Below are 18,064 nucleotides of genomic sequence, written 5' to 3'. Positions count from 1 at the left end.
TGACGCGGATCCGGTCCGGATTCGGGTCGAGTGCACGCGGATGTAGCGCAGCTGGTAGCGCATCACCTTGCCAAGGTGAGGGTCGCGAGTTCGAATCTCGTCATCCGCTCTCTCGATAGCGTCATGGCGCCGGGCCGATGAAATTCCTCATTCGCACGGAATCCGCCTGACGCGCCCCGGAAACTCCGGATACCCGACTACTGTGCGGGACCGGACCGAATTCGAGGGTTCAGCAACCCGTCAGCGGGGTACCTCGTCAGCGAATCGGTCTCGAATTCGCCGTTCTCGAGACGTAGGAGGGTTTTCCGTGGCCAAGGTCGACGCGATGCGGCTGTCGAACGTGCTGGGCATCGACCTGCCCAAGGCCGTCCTACGCCTACGTAACGAACGTCGCCCCGGTGAGTCCGAACACGACGCGTGCCTGCGCATCATCGCCAGCGAAGGCCCCGGCGCGGCCACCACCGAATTCCGCCGCGCCGCCCGGTAGACGCGCCCGGCCGAGTGTCGGGACCGCCCGACCCGAGGGCTATCGCGCGCTCGCGCCGACCCCCACACGGCGCTCCGGCCCTCGCCTCCAGGCGAATCCGCTGTGACCCCTTCGCCGAGGCGATGGCGAACACCTCCTCATTAGAGTGTTCGATCGGGAGTTCTGATGCACGGATTCCGTCGACGACTCGTAGTGCGTGAAAGGAGGGACCATGCCGGGAGCGACAAGAGGCCGCGCCGACACGGATCCCGGCGACGCGCGTGCGCGGTTGGTCGCGGCGGCGGTGGAGTTCTTCGCGCGCAAAGGGTTTCATGCGACGACCACTCGCGATATCGCGACGGCGGCGCATATGAGCCCGGCCGCGCTGTACGTGCACCACCCGTCGAAAGAGGATCTGCTCTACATCATCTCCCGCGACGGTCACGAGCAGACATTGCGGCTGGTCCGTGCCGCTGTCGCCGAATCGGAGGATCCCGCGGCGCAATTGGCGGCGATCGCGGATCGGTTCGCCGAGCACCATGCCCGCCACCACGCGACGGCGCGCATCGTCAATTACGAACTGTCGGCGCTGAGCCAGGAACATCTGGCCGAAATCGCCGGAATTCGGCGCTCGATCGAGGCCGAGGTCCGCGCGGTCGTCGAGCGCGGTGTCGCGGAGGGGGTTTTCGACGCCTCGGATATCGCCATGACGACGATGGCATTGCTTTCACTCGGCGTCGACGTCTCCCGGTGGTATCGCGACGACGGTGAGTGGACGCCGGAGCGGATCGGGGCGTACTACCGCTCGCTGGCATTGCGGATCGTAGGACTGCGCACGCCGTAACCATGTTCTCGCCTCGGCGAGGCTGGAGACCGAGGCTGGAGACCTGTCGGGTCCGATACGGCCGTCGCGATGCCAGCATGCCCGAGCCCGCCTCTTGACGGTCGATCGGGTTTGCGCCACGCTCTAAGCGTCTAAGCAAGCGCTTAGTCAGGTCGAAGGAAGTCGGCCGGCCTGGCATAAGCGCGGCGCTGGAACGACCGTCCTGGACCTCGTCGAACGGAGACTGATGTGAAAGCCTGGCAGATCACGCGCCTGGGAGAACCCGGCGATGTCCTCGAACTCGCCGATCTGCCGGATCCGCTGCCGGAACCGGGCAGGCTTCTGGTCCGGGTGCTCGCGGCGGCGGCCAATTTCCCCGATGTGCTGATGTGCCGTGGTCACTACCAGATTCGACCGGAGCTGCCGTTCACGCCGGGTGTGGAATTGTGCGGCGAAATCCTCGCGGTCGGACCCGGCGTCACCGGATTCGCGGTCGGCGATCGGGTCATCGGCACCGCCGCCCTGCCCCACGGCGGCTTCGCGGAAACGGCGGTCATGGACTGCGCCGACGCGCAACCGGCGCCGCCGATCCTCGATGACGCCGCGGCCGCGGCATTCCACATCGCCTACCAGACGGGATGGTTCGGACTGCACCGCAGGGCGGGGCTGCGCCGTGACGAAACCCTGCTTGTGCACGCCGCGGCGGGCGGGGTCGGCAGCGCCGCGGTGCAACTAGGGAAGGCGGCGGGCGCGCGGGTGATCGCGGTGGTCGGCGGGCCGGACAAGGTCGCCGTCGCACGCGAACTCGGCGCCGATATCGTGATCGACCGCAGTCGTGAGGATTTCGTCGAGGTGGTGCGCGCCGCCACCGGTGGACGCGGCGCGGACGTCATCTACGACCCGGTCGGCGGGGAGAGCTACGACCGGTCCACCAAATGCGTCGCCTTCGAGGGCAGAATCGTCGTCGTCGGATTCGCCGCGGGCCGTATTCCCGCGCCCGCGCTGAATCACGCCCTGGTGAAGAACTATTCGATCGTCGGCCTGCACTGGGGTCTGTACAAGCAACTCGATCCGGCCGCCGTGTGGGATTGCCATCTGGAGCTGACCGCGCTGGCCGAATCGGGTGCGCTCGCGCCGTTGATCGGCGCCAGGCTCTCCCTCGACGATGTCCCGGAAGGTTTGACGCGCCTCGCCGAGGGCCGCACGGTCGGGCGGGTCGTCTTCCAGCCCTGATTCGAGGTCGCGTCGGCCGAACCGCGGTCCTGGTTTGCCGCGTCGTCAGTCAGCGGTCGACTGGAAGCCGCGCAGCCGCAGGCTGTTACTGACCACGAACACCGAGGAGAACGCCATCGCCGCACCCGCGAGCATGGGGTTCAGCAGCCCGGCCATGGCCAGCGGGATGGCGGCCACGTTGTAGGCGAAGGCCCAGAACAGATTGCCCTTGATGGTGGCGAGGGTGCGGCGCGACAGGCGGATCGCGTCCGCGGCGGCGCGCAGATCGCCGCGCACCAGGGTCAGGTCACCGGCTTCGATGGCGACATCGGTGCCGGTGCCTATCGCCAGTCCCAGGTCCGCCCCGGCCAGGGCCGCCGCGTCGTTGACGCCGTCACCGACCATGGCGACGACCTTGCCTTCGCCCTGGAGCCGGGTGATCACATCCAGTTTGTCCTGCGGCAGCACCTCGGCGATCACCTCGTCGATGCCGACCTGATCCGCGATGGCGCGGGCCGCGGCGGCATTGTCGCCGGTCAGCATGATCGGGGTGAGGCCGAGCGCCTTCAGTTGCGCGATCGCCTCGGCCGAGGTGGATTTCACCGCGTCCGCGACGACGAGCACGCCCCGCGCCCTGCCGTCCCAGCCGACCGCGACGGCCGTCTTCCCCTCGGCCTGCGCCGCGCGCAGCGTCCGCTCCAGTTCGGAGTCCAGCCGTAGCGACCAGTCGGCGAGCAGCCGGGGCCTGCCGACGAGCACCGCGTGCCCGTCCACCAGGCCCCGCACCCCGAGACCCTCGATATTGCCGAAATCCTCGACCGCGCTCAGGGTGCCAGCCTTCTCGCGCGCGCCTTTGGCGATGGCTCGCGCGATCGGGTGTTCGGAGAAATCCTCCAGCGCACCGGCCAGGGCGAGCACCTCGGCGGCGTCCTCGCCCTCGGCCGCGACGACATCGAGCAGGGTCATCCGGCCGGTGGTGACGGTGCCCGTCTTGTCGAGAACGACGGTATCCACCCGCCGGGTCGATTCCAGCACTTCGGGGCCCTTGATCAGAATTCCGAGCTGTGCGCCGCGCCCGGTGCCGACCATCAGCGCGGTCGGCGTGGCAAGTCCGAGAGCGCACGGGCACGCGATGATCAGCACGGCCACCGCGGCGGTGAACGCCGCCGCCACCGAACCACCGGTGCCGAGCCAGAATCCGAGTGTCGCGACCGACAGCGCGATCACGACGGGGACGAAGATCCCGGAGATCCGGTCCGCCAGCCGCTGCGCGTGCGCCTTACCGGTCTGCGCCTCCTCGACCAGGCGCGCCATCTGCGCGAGTTGGGTGTCGGAACCGATGCGCGTGGCGCGCACCACGATCCGGCCGCCGACATTGACCGTGGCCCCGACCACGGCGTCGTCAGGAGCGACCTCGACCGGCACCGATTCGCCGGTCAGCATGGACGCGTCGATCGCCGACGATCCCTCGACCACCGTGCCGTCGGTCGCGATCTTCTCACCGGGGCGCACCACGAATTCGTCGCCGACGACCAACTGCTCGACCGGAATACGCTGTTCGACAGCGCTGTTCGGCCCGTCGCCCGCGCGCCGCAGTACGGAGACCTCCTTGGCCCCCAGTTCGAGCAGTGCCCGCAGCGCGGCGCCTGCCCGGCGCTTGGAACGCGCCTCGAAAAACCGCCCGGCCAGGATGAAGGTGGTGACGCCCGCCGCGGCCTCCAGATAGATGCTTCCGGTGCCGTCCATCCGCGCGATGGTGAATTCGAACGGGTGCTTCATGCCGGGCGTGCCCGCGGTGCCCACGAACAACGCGTACAGCGACCAGCCGAATGCTGCCAGAGCTCCCATCGACACCAGCGTGTCCATGGTGGCGGCGCCGTGACGCAGGTTGGTCCACGCGGCCCGGTGGAACGGCAGCGCGCCCCACACCACGACCGGCGCGGCCAGTGTCAGCGACAGCCACTGCCAGTTGGTGAACTGCAATGCCGGAAGCATCGCCATGGCGATAACCGGCACGGTGAGCGCGATCGAGGTCAGCAGTCTGGTACGCAACGCCGCGGTGGGATCGTCCGCGTCGCCGGGCGTTTCGGCCGGCTCCTCGGACTTCGGCGCGGGCAGCGTCGCGGTGTAACCGGCCTGCTCGACGGTGGCGATCAGCTGTTCGGCGGAGACCTCACCGGTGACGTGGACGCGGGCCTTCTCGGTCGCGTAGTTCACGCTGGCGCTCACACCGTCGAGTTTGTTCAGCTTCTTCTCGATGCGGGCAGCGCACGACGCGCAGGTCATGCCGCCGATCACCAATTCGACCCGCCCTGCGGCGGTTGGTTGCGTCGCGGCGATCATCGTGTGCTCCGTTCTGTGCGGCAACGGGTGCATTGTCGCCGGTAGTGAGGTCAGTGGGGATGAGAGGGGGCCGGGGTCGCGCCGTGGCCCCCGTGCGGTTCGGCGGTCGGGGCCTGCCCGTCGGTGGCGGCCCGCGGTGCGACGCGCACCGTGAATTCGGCGGTGCGGACCACGCCGTCGTGCTGGAAATCGAGGAAAAGGCGGTAGTCGCCCGCGCTGGGTGCGGTCATGGCGAAGGTGATGCCGGGTCCGGCGGGGGTCACACCGTCGCCGGGCTGCCCTTCGGGATGGACGTGCAGGTAGGCCAGGTCGGCGGCGCGCAGTGCGACCAGGTGGCCGTAAGCGCCGAGGTAGGGCTGTAGATCCGTGACCGCACGACCGTCGCGCGCCACCGAGAGGGTGACTTTAGAAGGCAGGCCGGGGACGATCGCGCCGTCCATGGTGACGGTGTAGCCACCGACCGTCGCGGTGGCCGCGGGTGCGGGCAACGGCTGCGCGAGATAATTTCCCGAGACGCGCAGATCCGAGCCGAGTGTCGTATTCGGGCCGCCGTCCGGGATGAAGTCGGCGAATACCCGGTAGTCGCCGGCGCGGGTGAGATCGAGTGTGACGTTCCAGTCGCCGTTGCCGTCCAGTACCGGATGCACGTGTTGGTATCCGGCCATATCCCTGCGCACCACGATCAGGTGCAGATCCTTGTCGTGGCCGCGCACATAGCGGGTGACGGCGACGCCCTCGGCGTCGAGGATGCGAAAACGCAGTGGGACGTTCGATCCCGCAGCGGCGACCGGAGTCTCCAATCGAAGGGTGTAACCGTTCTCGGTCGCCATGAGTCCACCCGGCATCTCCGCGGTAGTGCCGACCTGGTCCTCGGTGTGGTCGTTCGAATCGTGTGCGACGGGTCCGGCGGGTTCCGGGCCGATCGTCGCGCCGGTCACGAACGCGATCCCGAAGACCGCGGCGAGACCGATGGCGAAGCCGGCGAACTTGGTCGGCGTGTTCATAGGGGGTCCGTTCCGGGTGGGTTCATCGTGGTTCGAGCTGGTCCGCGCGTCGAATGTCCGCGCTGGCCGCCCAATCCCTGATGGTTACCATACCCCCCTAGGGTAGGTTGTCAACCCGATTGTCGGCTCGCTCACTCCCGCACCGGGTCGCCGACCTGCACAGGCGTCGGGTGATCGCCTATCGCGCCGAACTGCGCGAAGCGCCGGGTGTCGGTTCGGACTCAGGCCGAGTGCAGGTTGCGTGCGGTCGGCGAGGTGGGCGTGGTCGCCGGGTCCGGGTAGGTTCCGAACAGCCGGTCGGCGGTGCCGGAACTGGTGACGGTGAACCAGAAATGCTCGTTCTTGTAGTGGTGGTGCCTGTGGTTCTTCCACACCGCCCGGTAGAGCGCGGATTTCGGCTTGTAGTCGGTGTGGATGAGGTAATGGATCCACTCGTAGCACAGGCCGAGCACAGTTACGGTGAGCACGAACGTCAACCCGAGACCCGCACGGGGGAAGGCGAATACGGCGATGGCGAGCAGCGCCGCGATCACGACCGCCAGTGAGCGGGTCGGAATGAAGATCAACGGGATATCGCGCGGATCGACATGGTGCTCACGATGTTTGCGGGCCAACTCGCTGTCGATCGAGATCGGGCCGAGCCTTTTCGGTCGCCAGTGCAGCACCGTCACGTGCACGACCCATTCGAAGGCGGGGAATACGGCCAGCACCACCGCGGGCAGCGCGGCATCGCTCCACTGCCAGTCACCGAGCAGGATTCGGGCGATCACTGCCCCGACCAGAACGGTTCCGATCATCCACGGCGAGGGATGCCGCAGGAATTCCCGGAAGGCGTCGCCGAGGCTCAGCCCACGCCGGATCGCCCGGGCCGGTGTCGATGTCGCGGGTGTCGATGTCGCGGGTGTCGAAGTCGCGGGTGTCGAAGTCGCGGATGTCGAGATCTCCGAGTGTGTCATGGCGAATCCTTGTTCTGAGAGCGATCGGTGGTTCTGAGAGCGATCAGTGCCCGCTCAAGGCGGCGAGCAGGGCTGTGGTCGCCGGCTCCAGCAGTGCCTTCGCGTGGTCGGCGGCCTGTTCGGGCCGACCGGCCAGGACGGCGTCGGCGAGTTCGCGATAGCCCGCGGTATTGCCCACCTCGGCGGACATGATCGGGGCCAGCGCGATGAGCGCGGGTTCGTATGCGGCGCCGAGCATGTTGAACATCAACCGGAAGACGATCGAATCCGCGGTATCGATGACGTGATCCCAGAATTCCAGTGCGTAGCGCTGCCTGTTCACCGGATCGGATTCGGTGGCGATGGCGTCGATGAGGCGATCGAATTCGGCGCGCAACACGGTGGCGTCGGCGTCGCCGATGCGTGCGGCGGCCAGTTCGGCGACCTTGGGCCCGTTGTGCAGACGCGCCTCCAGAATGCTGCGCGCGACCGCCGGTTCCAGCGTGCCCGCCCGAATGAGCAACCGGGGCAACACCTCCAGACCGGCACCGCGCCGATAGTCGAGCACCGTCGTCGCGTCGCCCTGGCGCACCGCGACGAGTCCGGCCGCCGCCAGTCGTTGTAGCGCCTCGCGCACGGCGGGGCGCGAGACTCCGAGCGCCTCGGCCAACTGCCGCTCGCTCGGCAGTGTCGAACCCGGTTCGAGTTCGCCGCTGAGCACGTCGGCGGCGATCTGTTCGAAGACATCCGCCGACACCGACCGTTTGACCACTGGTTGCAATGCCATAGGCCAACTCTGCGCCCGTATTGGTCGGCTGGTCAAGTGGTCATACCAATTTCCGCCCTTCGCGGCCCCGGCCACCGTGGCAGACTCGAAGAAGGGAGGAGGGAGAGGTCATGACGCGATATCACGGCGAGCAGCGATGGATAGCGCACGCGCTGCCGATCCGGACCGGAAGAGTGCTACTGCTACATCGCAATCGGGGAGGTGATCTCGGCGATTTGTGGGGTATTCCCGGCGGTTCGGTCGCGCCGGGCGAGACACCGGCGCAGGCCGCCAGACGCGAGGTCAGCGAGGAAACCGGCCTCGACGTACTCATCGCCGACGAGTTGACACATTTCGTCAACGCGGAGACCGAGGACGGCGAATTCGTGGTTCAGGCGGCCGCTATCCAGATCGGCGACATCCAGATCGGCGATATCCAGCCGGTCGAAACCCACACCGGCGATGACCACACCGTCGATATCCACGTGGTGACCTTCGGTTGCTTCGAGAACACGATCGATCGCGATGTCAGCCTGACCACGCCGGAGTACTGCGAATTCGAGTGGATGTCCTTCAGCGAGGCCACCCACGTTCCGCTGGTATGGCATGTGCGCCGCACTCTCGACAACGCGGAGGCGCTCGGCCTGCTGTCCTGACGGCTAACTGGGATCGGAACCGCGAATCGCCGACAGCCAGACGGCGGTCGCGGCGGCGACACTCGTGGCGAGCAGGAACGTGACGATCCCGCCGCCGTCGATATAGATCCACAGCAGGCCCGCGAAGGGCGCCGCGACGGCGGACTGGGCATCGAGCAGCAGACGTCTGGCCGGGCGGGTCGCGGCGATTGCCAGTGCCTTGGCCTCCGGGTCGGGGCGTGACGGATTGTCGATCAGGCGACCGGGTGGTTCGGCGGTCCTGGCCCGGCCGGACGGATACAGCCGCAGGTCCGCGGCGCGCAGGCCACGACCGGTGTTCTCGGCGGCGGTCTCGGTCAGCGTGAGCAGCGCGCGGTCGAAATAGATCGGCAGCCACCGGGCGCCGATGGGCTCCGGCGCGGTGATCTCCAGCCAGGAGCGGCTGACCAGGCGGTGCTGTTGGCGGATCCTGGCGATGTCGACCGTGCCCGCTGGACCGAGTCCGCACGGCACCGCCCCGTAGGCGGTGGCGAGCCGGATAACGGTGTACCCGAGTATCACCACCCCGACCGTTACCAGCGCCGCGCGCTGATCGGTATCGCCGAACGGACTCGCCGCGGTGACGATCGCGAGAGCGCCGATCGTCACCGCGATCGGATAGGCCAACGGGTGGCCCGGCCCGAATCTCACTTCAGGAAGCCGACTTCGGTGTAATCGGGGGAGGCGAGGCCGAACGCGCCCCAGTTCGCCAGGTCCGCGCGCACGGCATAGGTGCCGGAAGCCTGGTAGAGCGGAATGGAATAGCCCTCCGCCCAGATCATCTGGTCTGCCTGATTCGCCAGCTCGATCGCTTTCGCCGGATCCAGTTCGGAGGTCGTCTTATCGATCAGCGCGTTCAATTCCGGCGAACCGATCCTCGCCTTGTTGCCCTTCAAGTTGTTCGGATCGTAGGCGTAGATCTGGTCGAGCGCACCGAGCGGCAATACGCCTCCGCTCCAGCTGAATTGGGCGATATCGAAATTCCCCGGATCGATCACGTCGGTGAAGAGCCCGGTGCCGGGCACCGTCTGGATATTCAGCTTCACGCCGACCCGCGCCAGGTTCTGCTGCGCGATCTGCGCCATCTGGACCCAGCCGTCCTGCTGGTACATCACATCGCGCAGTTCCAGCCTGCGGCCGTTCTTCTCGCGCACATCGCCGTTGAGTTTCCAGCCGAGTTCGTCCAGCATCCGAGCGGCCTCGTCGGGGTTGTACGCGATCGGGGCCGAATTGTCCTGGTAGCCCTTCTGACCCGCCATGAAGATGTGATTGTTCAGCGGTGTGGGATTGTCGACGACGCCGTTCTGCGCCGTCGTCACGATGGCCTGGCGGTCGATCGCCTTGGAGATGGCGATCCGCAACTGCGGATCCTCCAGCAGCGCCCCCGGCGCACCGTTGAGGGTGAAATGCGACCAGCTGGGTTCCGGGGTCCGGCGCAGCACCACACCCTGGGCGTTGCGCGCGGCCGAGACGTTCTCGATGCCCGACATGTAGGCGGAGTCGAGTTCATTGTTCTGGATGGCGGGCAGCCACGCGCCGCTGTCGAGCACGCTGAGGGTGATGGTGTCCAGTCTCGGTGTTCGCCCCCACCATCGGGGGTTGCGGCCGAGGACGACCCGGTTCTGTCCGCGATCGATGCCGGTGATCACGAAGGGGCCCGAGCTGAGTGTCAGCCCATCGCGGGCCGCGGTGTTGAACGCCTCCGGCGACGCGTTGATCGACTTCGGATAGAGCGGGCTGAACAATCCCTGCCACTCGGCGTAGGGCTGCTCGAGGGTGACGACGGCCTGCCGCTCGTCGACGCCGCGTTCGACGCCCGCGATCCGGTCGTAGCCACTGTCGGACGCGACGAGGAACGCGGGGTTCTTGCCGCTCAGCGCCGCCGCCTGGGTCCGCAGATCCTCCCAGGTGATCGGAGATCCGTCGGACCACACGGCTTTGGGATCGATGGTGTAGGTGATCTGCTGCGGGTTGGTGCCGGTCAGTTCGATACCGGTGAAATAGTCCCGGTTCACCGTGAGCTGTCCCGCGGCGTCGCTGACGAAGGTGCTCGGCATGGTCGCGCCGGTGATGTGAGAGTTGTCCTCGGTATTACCGTCGACCTGCAGGGTGTTGAAATTCGCCGGGAAAGAACTCATCGACAGGCGCAGATTGCCGCCGTCGCGCAGCTCACCGGGTTCCCTCTGATTGATGTCGTTGGTGCTGCCTATCGTGCTCGTCCCCGGCGTGACCCCATTGTCGCCGGAACATCCGGCGACGAGCAGTCCGACGGCGACGGCGGGAATGGTGATGCGCAATCCGAGCGATCGAATCCTCACGGTGTTCCTTCCTTATGGTCGAACCGTCCGCCACCTCGGGCGAGACTCACTGCACGAAAACTCACTGCACGACCCGAGTCGTAGGATGGCGGACCGCGTCGAGGTCACGGTAGGAATCCGATCGCGGTGTAGTCGTAGGTCGCCAGACCGGGAGAGCCGATATTGGCCAGGTTCGTCCTGACGCCGAAACTGCCCTCGGACTGTGTCAGCGGCAGCGAATGCCCCTCCTCGAAGACTTTGCGATCGACTTCGTTGGCCAGTTCGATCGCCTTGTCCGGATCGAGTTCGGCCAGGGTGCGGTCGATGAGGGCGTTGAGTTCCTGCGACCCGATCCGGCCGTAATTGCCCTGGAGGTCGTTGGGATCGTAGTAGTAGATCTGCCGGATGCTGCTGAGCGGGAACGCGTCACCCTGGAAGATGAATTGCGCGGCGTCGAAATCGCCCGGCTGGATGACATCGGTGAAATATCCCGCGCCCGGTCGGGTGTCGATGGTGAGACCGACGCCGATCCTGGCGAGATTCTGCTGGATGATCTGCGCGACCTGCACCCAGAGCGGATCGTTGTACATGACGTCGCGGATGGTCAATTTACGGCCGTCCTTCGCGCGGACGTCGCCGTCGAGTTTCCAGCCGAGCGCGTCGAGTTCACGTGCGGCGGCGTCGGGATCGAAACCCAGGCTGTTATCCCGGTAACCGGCCTGGCCCTGCAGGTAGACGTGGTTGTTGAGCGGCTTCGGATTCTCGACCAGCCCGTTCTGGATGGCGGTCGCGATGCCCTGGCGGTCGATGGCCTTGGCGATCGCCACGCGTACCTGCTGATCGGCCAGGATCGAACCGGGCGCACCGTTGAATGTGATGTGACGCCAGCGGTTTCCCGGCGCGCGGCGCACCTCGATACCCGCGGTGTTCCTCGCCGTTTTCACCTCATCGACCGAACTCAACTGTGCCAGATCCAATTCATTGTTCTGCAGCGCGCCGATCCAGGCAGAGTGGTCGAGCACGCTGAAGGTGATGGTGTCGAGTTTGGGCCGCTCGCCCCACCAATTCGGGTTGCGGCCCAGCACGATGCGGCCCTGGCCGCGATCGGTCGACAGGATCTGGAACGGACCCGCCGTCGGTCCCATCGCGTCGGCGAGACTCTTGTTGAACGAATCCGGCGTCGCCGTCACCGATTTCGGGAACAGCGCGGCATTTCCGGCGAGCTGGCCGCGCCATTCGGCATAGGGCTGGGTGAAGGTGAGCACCGCCTGCCGGTCGTCGGCGCCGCGTTCCACCTTCTCCACGAATTCGAAACCGTTGGTGATCGCGATCAGGAAGGCTTTATCCCTACCGCTGAGCGCGTTCGCCTGGGACGCGATGTCCTCCCAGGTGATCGGATTACCGTCGGACCAGACGGCTTTCGGATTGATGGTGTAGGTGACCTGCTGCGGATTCGTTCCGGTCAGCGCGATATCGGTGAAGTAGTTCGTGTCGACCCTGAGCGCGCCCGCGGCGTCGACTTCGAAGGCGCGCGGCATCATGGGCCGCTCGATATCGGCGATCTCGCCCTCGTTGCCGTCATTGGACAGGGTGTTCCAATTGGCCGGGTAGGCGGTCACCGCCAATCGGAGGTTACCGCCCTCGCGCACCTCGTCGCGGTTCCTCGGATTGATATCGCTTGTCGTGCCGAGCGCGTCGGACAGGCCCGCGGCGGAATGATCGTCGCCGGAGCCGCAGCCCGACGCGATCAGTCCGGCCACCACGACGAGGGTGGTGGCACAACGCATTCGCATCGATCGGACCTGCCTCGAACGGACTCGCATGGTGCTCTCCTGACTACCCGGTGACGAGTGGAACGGGAACCGCATCGATCAACGCGCGGGTGTACTCGTGCTGTGGTTCGTCGAAGATCCGGTCGGCGGGACCGGCTTCCACGATCTTGCCGCGGTACATCACGGCGATATCGTGCGCGAGATTGCGCACCACCGACAGGTCGTGGGAGACGAACAGATACGACAGCCCGCGGTCGGTCTGCAGTGCGCGCAGCAGATTCAGCACACCGGCCTGGATGGAGACGTCCAGCGACGACACCGGCTCGTCCAGCACGAGCAGTTCCGGGTCAAGGGCGAGCGCGCGCGCGATGCTGATGCGCTGCTTCTGACCACCGGAGAAATCCGCGGGGTAGCGGTCGGCGTGTTCTGGGCGCAGCCCGACCTGTTCCAGCAGTTCCGGCACCCGCGCGGCGATCTCGGCGCGCGGTCGTTTGTCGATGCGCAGCGGTTCGGCCAGTGTGTCGAAAATCGGCAGTCGCGGATCGAGCGAGGCCGTGGGGTCCTGGAAGACGATCTGCATCGTGCGCCGGATCTCGTGTCTCTGCGCCCTGGTCAGAGTCGAGACATCGCGGCCCATGATCTCGATCGTGCCCGACTCCGGCCGCACCAGGTCGAGAATCTGGGTGAGCGTGGTCGATTTGCCCGATCCGGATTCACCGACCAGGGCAAGCGTCCGGCCCGCGCGCACCTCGAAGCTGATCCCGTCGACCGCGCGAACCTCGCCCTTGCGGCGTCGGAAGACCACACCCGAGGTGATCGTGAACGTCTTGCGCAACTCCGAGACCCGCAGCACCACGGGGGTATCGGTCTCGGCCTCGGCCGCCGGTTCGGAGATCTCCCTGCGGTAGGCGGTGAACAGCTCCGCGGTGCCCACCTCCTCGGTGCGCAGGCACGCGGCGGCATGTCCCGGCCCGGTGTTCTCCAACGGCGGCTCCACGACCCGGCATTCGTCGATCGCGACCGGGCAGCGCGGAGCGAACGAGCAGCCGGGCGGCAAGGCGTGCATGGCGGGCGGGGCGCCCGCGATCGGGATCAGCGGGGTGCGGGCCGGGCCGTCCATTCGCGGAATGGAGCCGAGCAGCCCCACCGTGTACGGCATCCGCGGCGCTTGGAAAAGTTCGGCGGCGGTGGCTTTTTCGACGATCTTGCCCGCGTACATCACCGCGATCCGATCGGCCACGGTGGCCGCGATCCCCATATCGTGGGTGATCATGATGACGCCCGCGCCGGTGATATCGCGCGCCTTGCGCAGCAGATTCAGGATCTGCTTCTGCACCGTGACATCGAGCGCGGTGGTCGGCTCGTCGCAGATGATGAGCGCCGGATCGTTGGCGATCGCCATCGCGATCACCACGCGCTGGCGCATTCCGCCGGAGAATTCGTGCGGAAAGGCCTTGGCCCGCATCTCCGCGTCATCGATGCCGACCAATGTCAGCAGGTCGACCGCCTTGGCCGCGGCCTCCTTCTTCCCCATCGCGCCGTGCGCGAGTAGCGCCTCCGCGATCTGCTCGCCCACCCGGTACACCGGGGTCAGCGCCGAGAGCGGGTCCTGGAAGACCATGCTGATCGAACTGCCGCGCAACTGGGACATCTGGCGGTCGCCGAGGCCGAGCAGTTCGCGCCCGCGCAACCGGATGGAGCCGTTGATCCTCGCCTGTTCCGGCAGCAGACCCATGACAGCGAGCGATGACACCGATTTGCCCGAACCGGATTCGCCGACGATGGCGAGCACCTCCCCGTCGGCCACGGTGTAATTCACCCCGCGCACCGCGTCGATGCGGCCCTCCTCACCGGGGAAGGAGACTCGCAGATCGGAGACCTCCAGCAGCGGCGCGGTCGACGGTGCGCCCGTCATGACTTCCCCTTCCGGGATCTGGCCCGCTTGGCGGTCGGATCGAACGCGTCACGCAACCCGTCGCCGACCAGATTCGCGCACAGCACCGTGATGATCAGCAGGCCACCGGCGAACAGGAAGAGCCACGGATAGGTCAGCGCCGATTTGGTGCCCGCCGCGATCAGCGAACCGAGGGAGACATCCGGTGGCTGCACGCCGAATCCGAGGAAGCTCAAACCGGTTTCGGCCATGATCGCCGCGCCCACGGTGAGGGTGGTGTCGATGATGAGGATGGACGCGATATTCGGCAGGATATGGCTGACGATCACCGTGCGGGTCGGCGCGCCCATATAGCGTGCGGCCCTGACGAATTCACGATCCCGCAGACTCAGCGTGAGTCCACGCACGATGCGGGCGCTGATCATCCAGCCGAATACCGCGAGCAGAACGATCAACAGCCAGATAGAACCGCTGCCCTTGGTCCTGGGCGCGAAGATCGCGATGATGATGAAACTCGGGACCACCAGCAGCAGATCGACGAACCACATGATCGCCCGGTCGGTCCAGCCGCCGCGCAGTCCGGCCAACGCGCCGGCGGTGGCCGCGATGGCCGTGGAGATCAGCGCGACGAGAACACCGATGAGCAGCGACTTCTGCAGCCCGCGCATGGTCTGCGCCAGCACGTCCTGCCCGATCTGGGTGGTGCCGAAGGGATGGTCGGCACTCGGCGGTTTCAGTAGCGCGGTGTAATCCATCTGCTGGTAGTCGTAGGGCAGCAGCGGCGGCAGCGCGAAACTGGCGATGAACAGCAGAATCAGCACCGTCGCACCCGCCACCGCGGGTTTGTTGCGCCGGAAGCGGCGCGCCACCAGTTTCCTGCGGCCGGCCGCGGCGACCTCGGGCGCGCCCTGGACGATGATCTCGGCTTCGGTCATGCCCGCGCCCCCGGTGTGCGATATGTCCGTCTCCCGCGGTGGTGCGGGCTGCCTGCCGTGCCGCTCATCCGACACGCACCCTGGGGTCGAGGAACGCGTAGACGATGTCGGAGAGCAGACCGGAGACCAGCACCACCAGACCCGCGAAGGCAGTCACCGTCACCACCACGTACAGGTCCTGGGCATTGATCGAATCGACCAGCCACTCGCCGACGCCGTGCCAGCCGAAGATCTTCTCGGTGAAGGTGGCCCCGGTGATCAGACCGCCGAGGCTGTAGGCGAACAGCGTCGCCATCGGGATCAACGCGGTGCGCAGGCCGTGTTTGTAGAGTGCCTTGTTCCTGGTCAGGCCCTTGGCTCTCGCGGTACGGATGAAATCGCTCTGCAATACGTCGAGCATGGCGTTGCGCTGATAGCGGCTGTACCCGGCCATCCCGCCGAGTGCCAGCGCCGCGGTCGGCAACACGAGATGCTGCACGCGGTCGAGCAGTTGCGGACCGAAACCCTCGATCTTGTTCGCCGATGTTTCTCCGGTATAGAGGAATATCTGCGACCCCGTCAGCGAATTGATCTCCAGCGCACCGTATTTCAACAGGGTTGCGAGCAGGAAGATGGGTGTGCTCAAGATCAGCAACGACACGACCGTGGTGAAGTAGTCGCTGAATTTGTATTGCCTGATCGCCCCGGCCGCGCCGATCAGCACGCCGAGTACCGTGCCGATCAGCGAGCCCGCGATCAGCAGTCGCAGACTTACCGCTACCCGCCTCGGCAATTCCTCGCTCACCGGCTGCCCGGCCAGCGTCGTGCCGAAATCGCCGTGCGGAATGCCCTTCAGCCAGGTGAGATAGCGCTGCGGGATCGGGTCGTCGAGGTGCAACTGCTCGGCCTTGGCGTCGATCACCGCCTGCGGGGGGCGGGGATTGCGCTGTTCGAGACTGTCCAGCGGCTTGAACGTCAACGATGCCAGGCTGAACGTCAAGAAGGAGGCCAGCAGCAACAGCACGACATAGTTCAGCGCGCGTCGTAGCAGGAAGCCGGTCATAGTCCTCTGGTCCTACGGCTGGTCGGGCCAGCGTCGAGTGTCAGTCCCTGATCATAGGGACGCGCACGCCGCTCGCGCAGGGCGCGCGCGACCGCATGTCCGTCCGGTGTCGGCGATCTGCCTTATCCTGACCGGATATCGGCGTCGAGCGATTCGACGCGGGAGGGGGGTAGAACAATGGCCTATCCGAATTATCCGGGGGGTTACGACCCGTATCCCGGTGGCTATGCGTCGGCTCCGGGCGGGGCGACCGCCATCATCACGGGCGTGCTGGCATGTCTCGGCGCGCTCGCGAATCTGTTCGGCGGGGTGATCGGCGTCTGGCTCGGAAGTTCGCAGTACGGCGCGGACTTGGCGGATTACGATTCGACCGGATTGCTCGGCAATGACGGCTACTACACGTTCGTGCTGGTGACGGGGATCGTTGAGCTGATCACGGCGCCGATCCTCGCCGTCGGCGCGATCATGCTGTTCAACCGCAAGGTGCTCGGCCGGACGCTGATCGTGGCGGGTTGCCTGGTGGTGATCGTGTCGCAGATCGGCGGGACGGGCGTATTGCTGTCCTCGGTGGATACGGGCGGCGCGTTCACCGGCGGCGTCGGCGGAATCTTCGGCGCCGTCTTCCCGATCGCGACCTTGATACTCGCCCTGGTGCCCGCGACGTCGCGGTGGTTGGCCTACCGGCCGTCGACGGTCGCTCCGCCGGGGTATCCGCAGCCCGGCTACGGTTACCCGCAACCCGGCTACCCGCAACCCGGCTACCCACAGCCCGACCCGTCGCAGCCGGGTTATCCACAGGCGGTCGCTCCGCCACCGGGCTATCCTGCTCCCGGTTATCCCCAGCCCGCCCCACCCGGTGGTCCGGCGTATTCCGAGCCTTCCGCCATGCCGCAACCCGGCCCGGCCTACCCGCCTACGCCTGTCCCGCAGTCCGATTCGGTGGACGAATCTCAGGACGAAACCTGGAAGCGACCGGGCGGATGGTGACCGTTGCGATCGCGCGGAGCCGAATTTCCGGCAGGATGGAATAGGTGACGCGCCTGCACCTGCCCAAGCCGAAGATGGTGGCCACCGATGTGGACGGCACCCTCATCGATCACGACGAGCGGGTAACCGCGCGCACGAAGGCCGCCGTGGGGGCGCTGATCGCCGACGGCGTGCCGTTCGTCCTCGCCACCGGCAGGCCCCCGCGCTGGATCGATCCGGTGGTCGACGGGCTCGGGTACGCGCCGCTGTGCGTCTGCGGCAACGGCGCGGTGATCTACGACAGCGCGTCCGACAAGGTGCTGGCAGGACGGACCCTCGACGTGATGACCCTGTCCTGGATCGCCGATCTCGCCGAACGGGTCCTGCCCGGCTGCGGGCTTGCCGCCGAACGGGTCGGCGCCACCGCGCACGACGCGGTCACACCGCAGTTCGTGAGTTCACCGGAATACGAACACGCCTGGCTGAATCCGGATGACACCGCCGTCGCCAGGCACGAGGTCATCGACGCCCCCGCGATCAAGATGCTGATCCGGTTGCCGGGAGCACGCAGTGGGGACATGCTTGCCACCCTGGCTCCACTGGTCGGCGACCGCGCCGACATCACCTATTCCACCGAACACGGGCTGATCGAACTCTCTGCTCCCGGCGTCACCAAGGCGTCGGGACTCGCATCGGTCGCCCAGCGGCTCGGCGTCGAGCATTCCGCGATCATCGCGTTCGGCGACATGCCCAACGACGTGCCGATGCTGCGCATGGCCGGACGCGGGGTCGCCATGGCGAACGCGCACGACGAGGCCATCGCCGCCGCCGACGAGGTCACAGCGGCCAACTCCGACGACGGTGTCGCGCAAATACTCGAACGTTGGTGGGTCTGAACCCTGCCGTACAGCGCGACCGGCGGGTGCGCCTCGGTG

General features: G+C 66.8%; 16 protein-coding genes and 1 tRNA gene. 7 read left to right on the top strand and 10 right to left on the bottom strand.

Going from position 1 to position 18,064, the window contains the following annotated elements:
- Positions 1–36: 36 nt before the first annotated feature.
- The 4 genes from ABZS43_RS10895 to ABZS43_RS10880 all read left to right on the top strand — a co-directional run bounded on the left by ABZS43_RS10895 (position 37) and on the right by ABZS43_RS10880 (position 2,522).
- Positions 37–109 (top strand) — tRNA-Gly (locus tag ABZS43_RS10895).
- Between the two features lie 198 nt (positions 110–307).
- Positions 308–487: a hypothetical protein gene (locus ABZS43_RS10890; RefSeq protein ID WP_355035642.1), complete on the top strand. Its 180-nt coding sequence runs from the start codon at positions 308–310 to the stop codon at positions 485–487.
- 211 nt (positions 488–698) lie between these two features.
- Complete coding sequence (locus ABZS43_RS10885; protein ID WP_355035641.1) at positions 699–1,310, top strand: TetR/AcrR family transcriptional regulator; 612 nt, start codon at positions 699–701, stop codon at positions 1,308–1,310.
- 228 nt (positions 1,311–1,538) lie between these two features.
- Positions 1,539–2,522 (top strand): NADPH:quinone oxidoreductase family protein, encoded by a 984-nt coding sequence (locus tag ABZS43_RS10880; RefSeq protein WP_355035640.1) that lies wholly within the window; start codon positions 1,539–1,541, stop codon positions 2,520–2,522.
- A 45-nt stretch (positions 2,523–2,567) separates the two neighbouring features.
- Here the strand turns inward: ABZS43_RS10880 and ABZS43_RS10875 are convergent, their stop codons facing one another.
- The 4 genes from ABZS43_RS10875 to ABZS43_RS10860 form a co-directional block, all read right to left on the bottom strand.
- The gene (locus tag ABZS43_RS10875; protein ID WP_355035639.1) at positions 2,568–4,844 is read right to left on the bottom strand and encodes a heavy metal translocating P-type ATPase; all 2,277 of its coding nucleotides are present in this window, start codon (positions 4,842–4,844) and stop codon (positions 2,568–2,570) included.
- A 50-nt stretch (positions 4,845–4,894) separates the two neighbouring features.
- Positions 4,895–5,848, bottom strand: a complete 954-nt coding sequence (locus ABZS43_RS10870; RefSeq protein WP_355035638.1) for a hypothetical protein — start codon at positions 5,846–5,848, stop codon at positions 4,895–4,897.
- Between the two features lie 221 nt (positions 5,849–6,069).
- Complete coding sequence (locus ABZS43_RS10865; protein WP_355035637.1) at positions 6,070–6,804, bottom strand: sterol desaturase family protein; 735 nt, start codon at positions 6,802–6,804, stop codon at positions 6,070–6,072.
- 43 nt (positions 6,805–6,847) lie between these two features.
- Entirely contained in the window at positions 6,848–7,570 is a 723-nt protein-coding gene (locus ABZS43_RS10860; RefSeq protein ID WP_355035636.1) for a GntR family transcriptional regulator, read from the bottom strand.
- A gap of 110 nt (positions 7,571–7,680) precedes the next feature.
- Between ABZS43_RS10860 and ABZS43_RS10855 the strand changes: the two genes are divergently transcribed.
- Positions 7,681–8,205 (top strand): NUDIX domain-containing protein, encoded by a 525-nt coding sequence (locus ABZS43_RS10855; protein WP_355035635.1) that lies wholly within the window; start codon positions 7,681–7,683, stop codon positions 8,203–8,205.
- Positions 8,206–8,208: 3 nt separating this feature from the next.
- Here ABZS43_RS10855 and ABZS43_RS10850 read toward each other — a convergent pair whose 3' ends face one another.
- The 6 genes from ABZS43_RS10850 to ABZS43_RS10825 all read right to left on the bottom strand — a co-directional run bounded on the left by ABZS43_RS10850 (position 8,209) and on the right by ABZS43_RS10825 (position 16,163).
- Positions 8,209–8,874, bottom strand: coding sequence for a hypothetical protein (locus ABZS43_RS10850; RefSeq protein WP_355035634.1), 666 nt, complete (start codon positions 8,872–8,874; stop codon positions 8,209–8,211).
- Entirely contained in the window at positions 8,871–10,541 is a 1,671-nt protein-coding gene (locus tag ABZS43_RS10845) for an ABC transporter family substrate-binding protein (RefSeq protein WP_355035633.1), read from the bottom strand. Before ABZS43_RS10845 ends, ABZS43_RS10850 begins: the two co-directional genes overlap by 4 nt.
- A 104-nt stretch (positions 10,542–10,645) precedes the next feature.
- Positions 10,646–12,313, bottom strand: coding sequence for an ABC transporter family substrate-binding protein (locus ABZS43_RS10840; protein ID WP_355035632.1), 1,668 nt, complete (start codon positions 12,311–12,313; stop codon positions 10,646–10,648).
- Between the two features lie 43 nt (positions 12,314–12,356).
- A complete protein-coding gene (locus tag ABZS43_RS10835; protein ID WP_355035631.1) occupies positions 12,357–14,207 on the bottom strand; it encodes an ABC transporter ATP-binding protein in 1,851 nt (616 codons plus the stop codon).
- Positions 14,204–15,121 (bottom strand): ABC transporter permease, encoded by a 918-nt coding sequence (locus ABZS43_RS10830; RefSeq protein WP_355035630.1) that lies wholly within the window; start codon positions 15,119–15,121, stop codon positions 14,204–14,206. Before ABZS43_RS10830 ends, ABZS43_RS10835 begins: the two co-directional genes overlap by 4 nt.
- Positions 15,122–15,185: 64 nt before the next feature.
- A complete protein-coding gene (locus tag ABZS43_RS10825) occupies positions 15,186–16,163 on the bottom strand; it encodes an ABC transporter permease (RefSeq protein WP_355035629.1) in 978 nt (325 codons plus the stop codon).
- Positions 16,164–16,340: 177 nt separating this feature from the next.
- On the opposite strand from ABZS43_RS10825, the gene ABZS43_RS10820 reads away from it, so the two are divergent.
- Both ABZS43_RS10820 and ABZS43_RS10815 read left to right on the top strand, forming a co-directional pair.
- The gene (locus tag ABZS43_RS10820; protein WP_355035628.1) at positions 16,341–17,150 is read left to right on the top strand and encodes a hypothetical protein; all 810 of its coding nucleotides are present in this window, start codon (positions 16,341–16,343) and stop codon (positions 17,148–17,150) included.
- A gap of 53 nt (positions 17,151–17,203) precedes the next feature.
- Positions 17,204–18,025, top strand: a complete 822-nt coding sequence (locus ABZS43_RS10815) for an HAD family hydrolase (protein ID WP_355035745.1) — start codon at positions 17,204–17,206, stop codon at positions 18,023–18,025.
- Positions 18,026–18,064 lie beyond the last annotated feature (39 nt).

The sequence above is a fragment of the Nocardia sp. NPDC005366 genome (assembly GCF_040606855.1).
Lineage (GTDB): Bacteria > Actinomycetota > Actinomycetes > Mycobacteriales > Mycobacteriaceae > Nocardia.
Note: the sequence above shows the minus strand (reverse complement) of the source record. Positions and strands in the feature narration are given on the sequence as shown.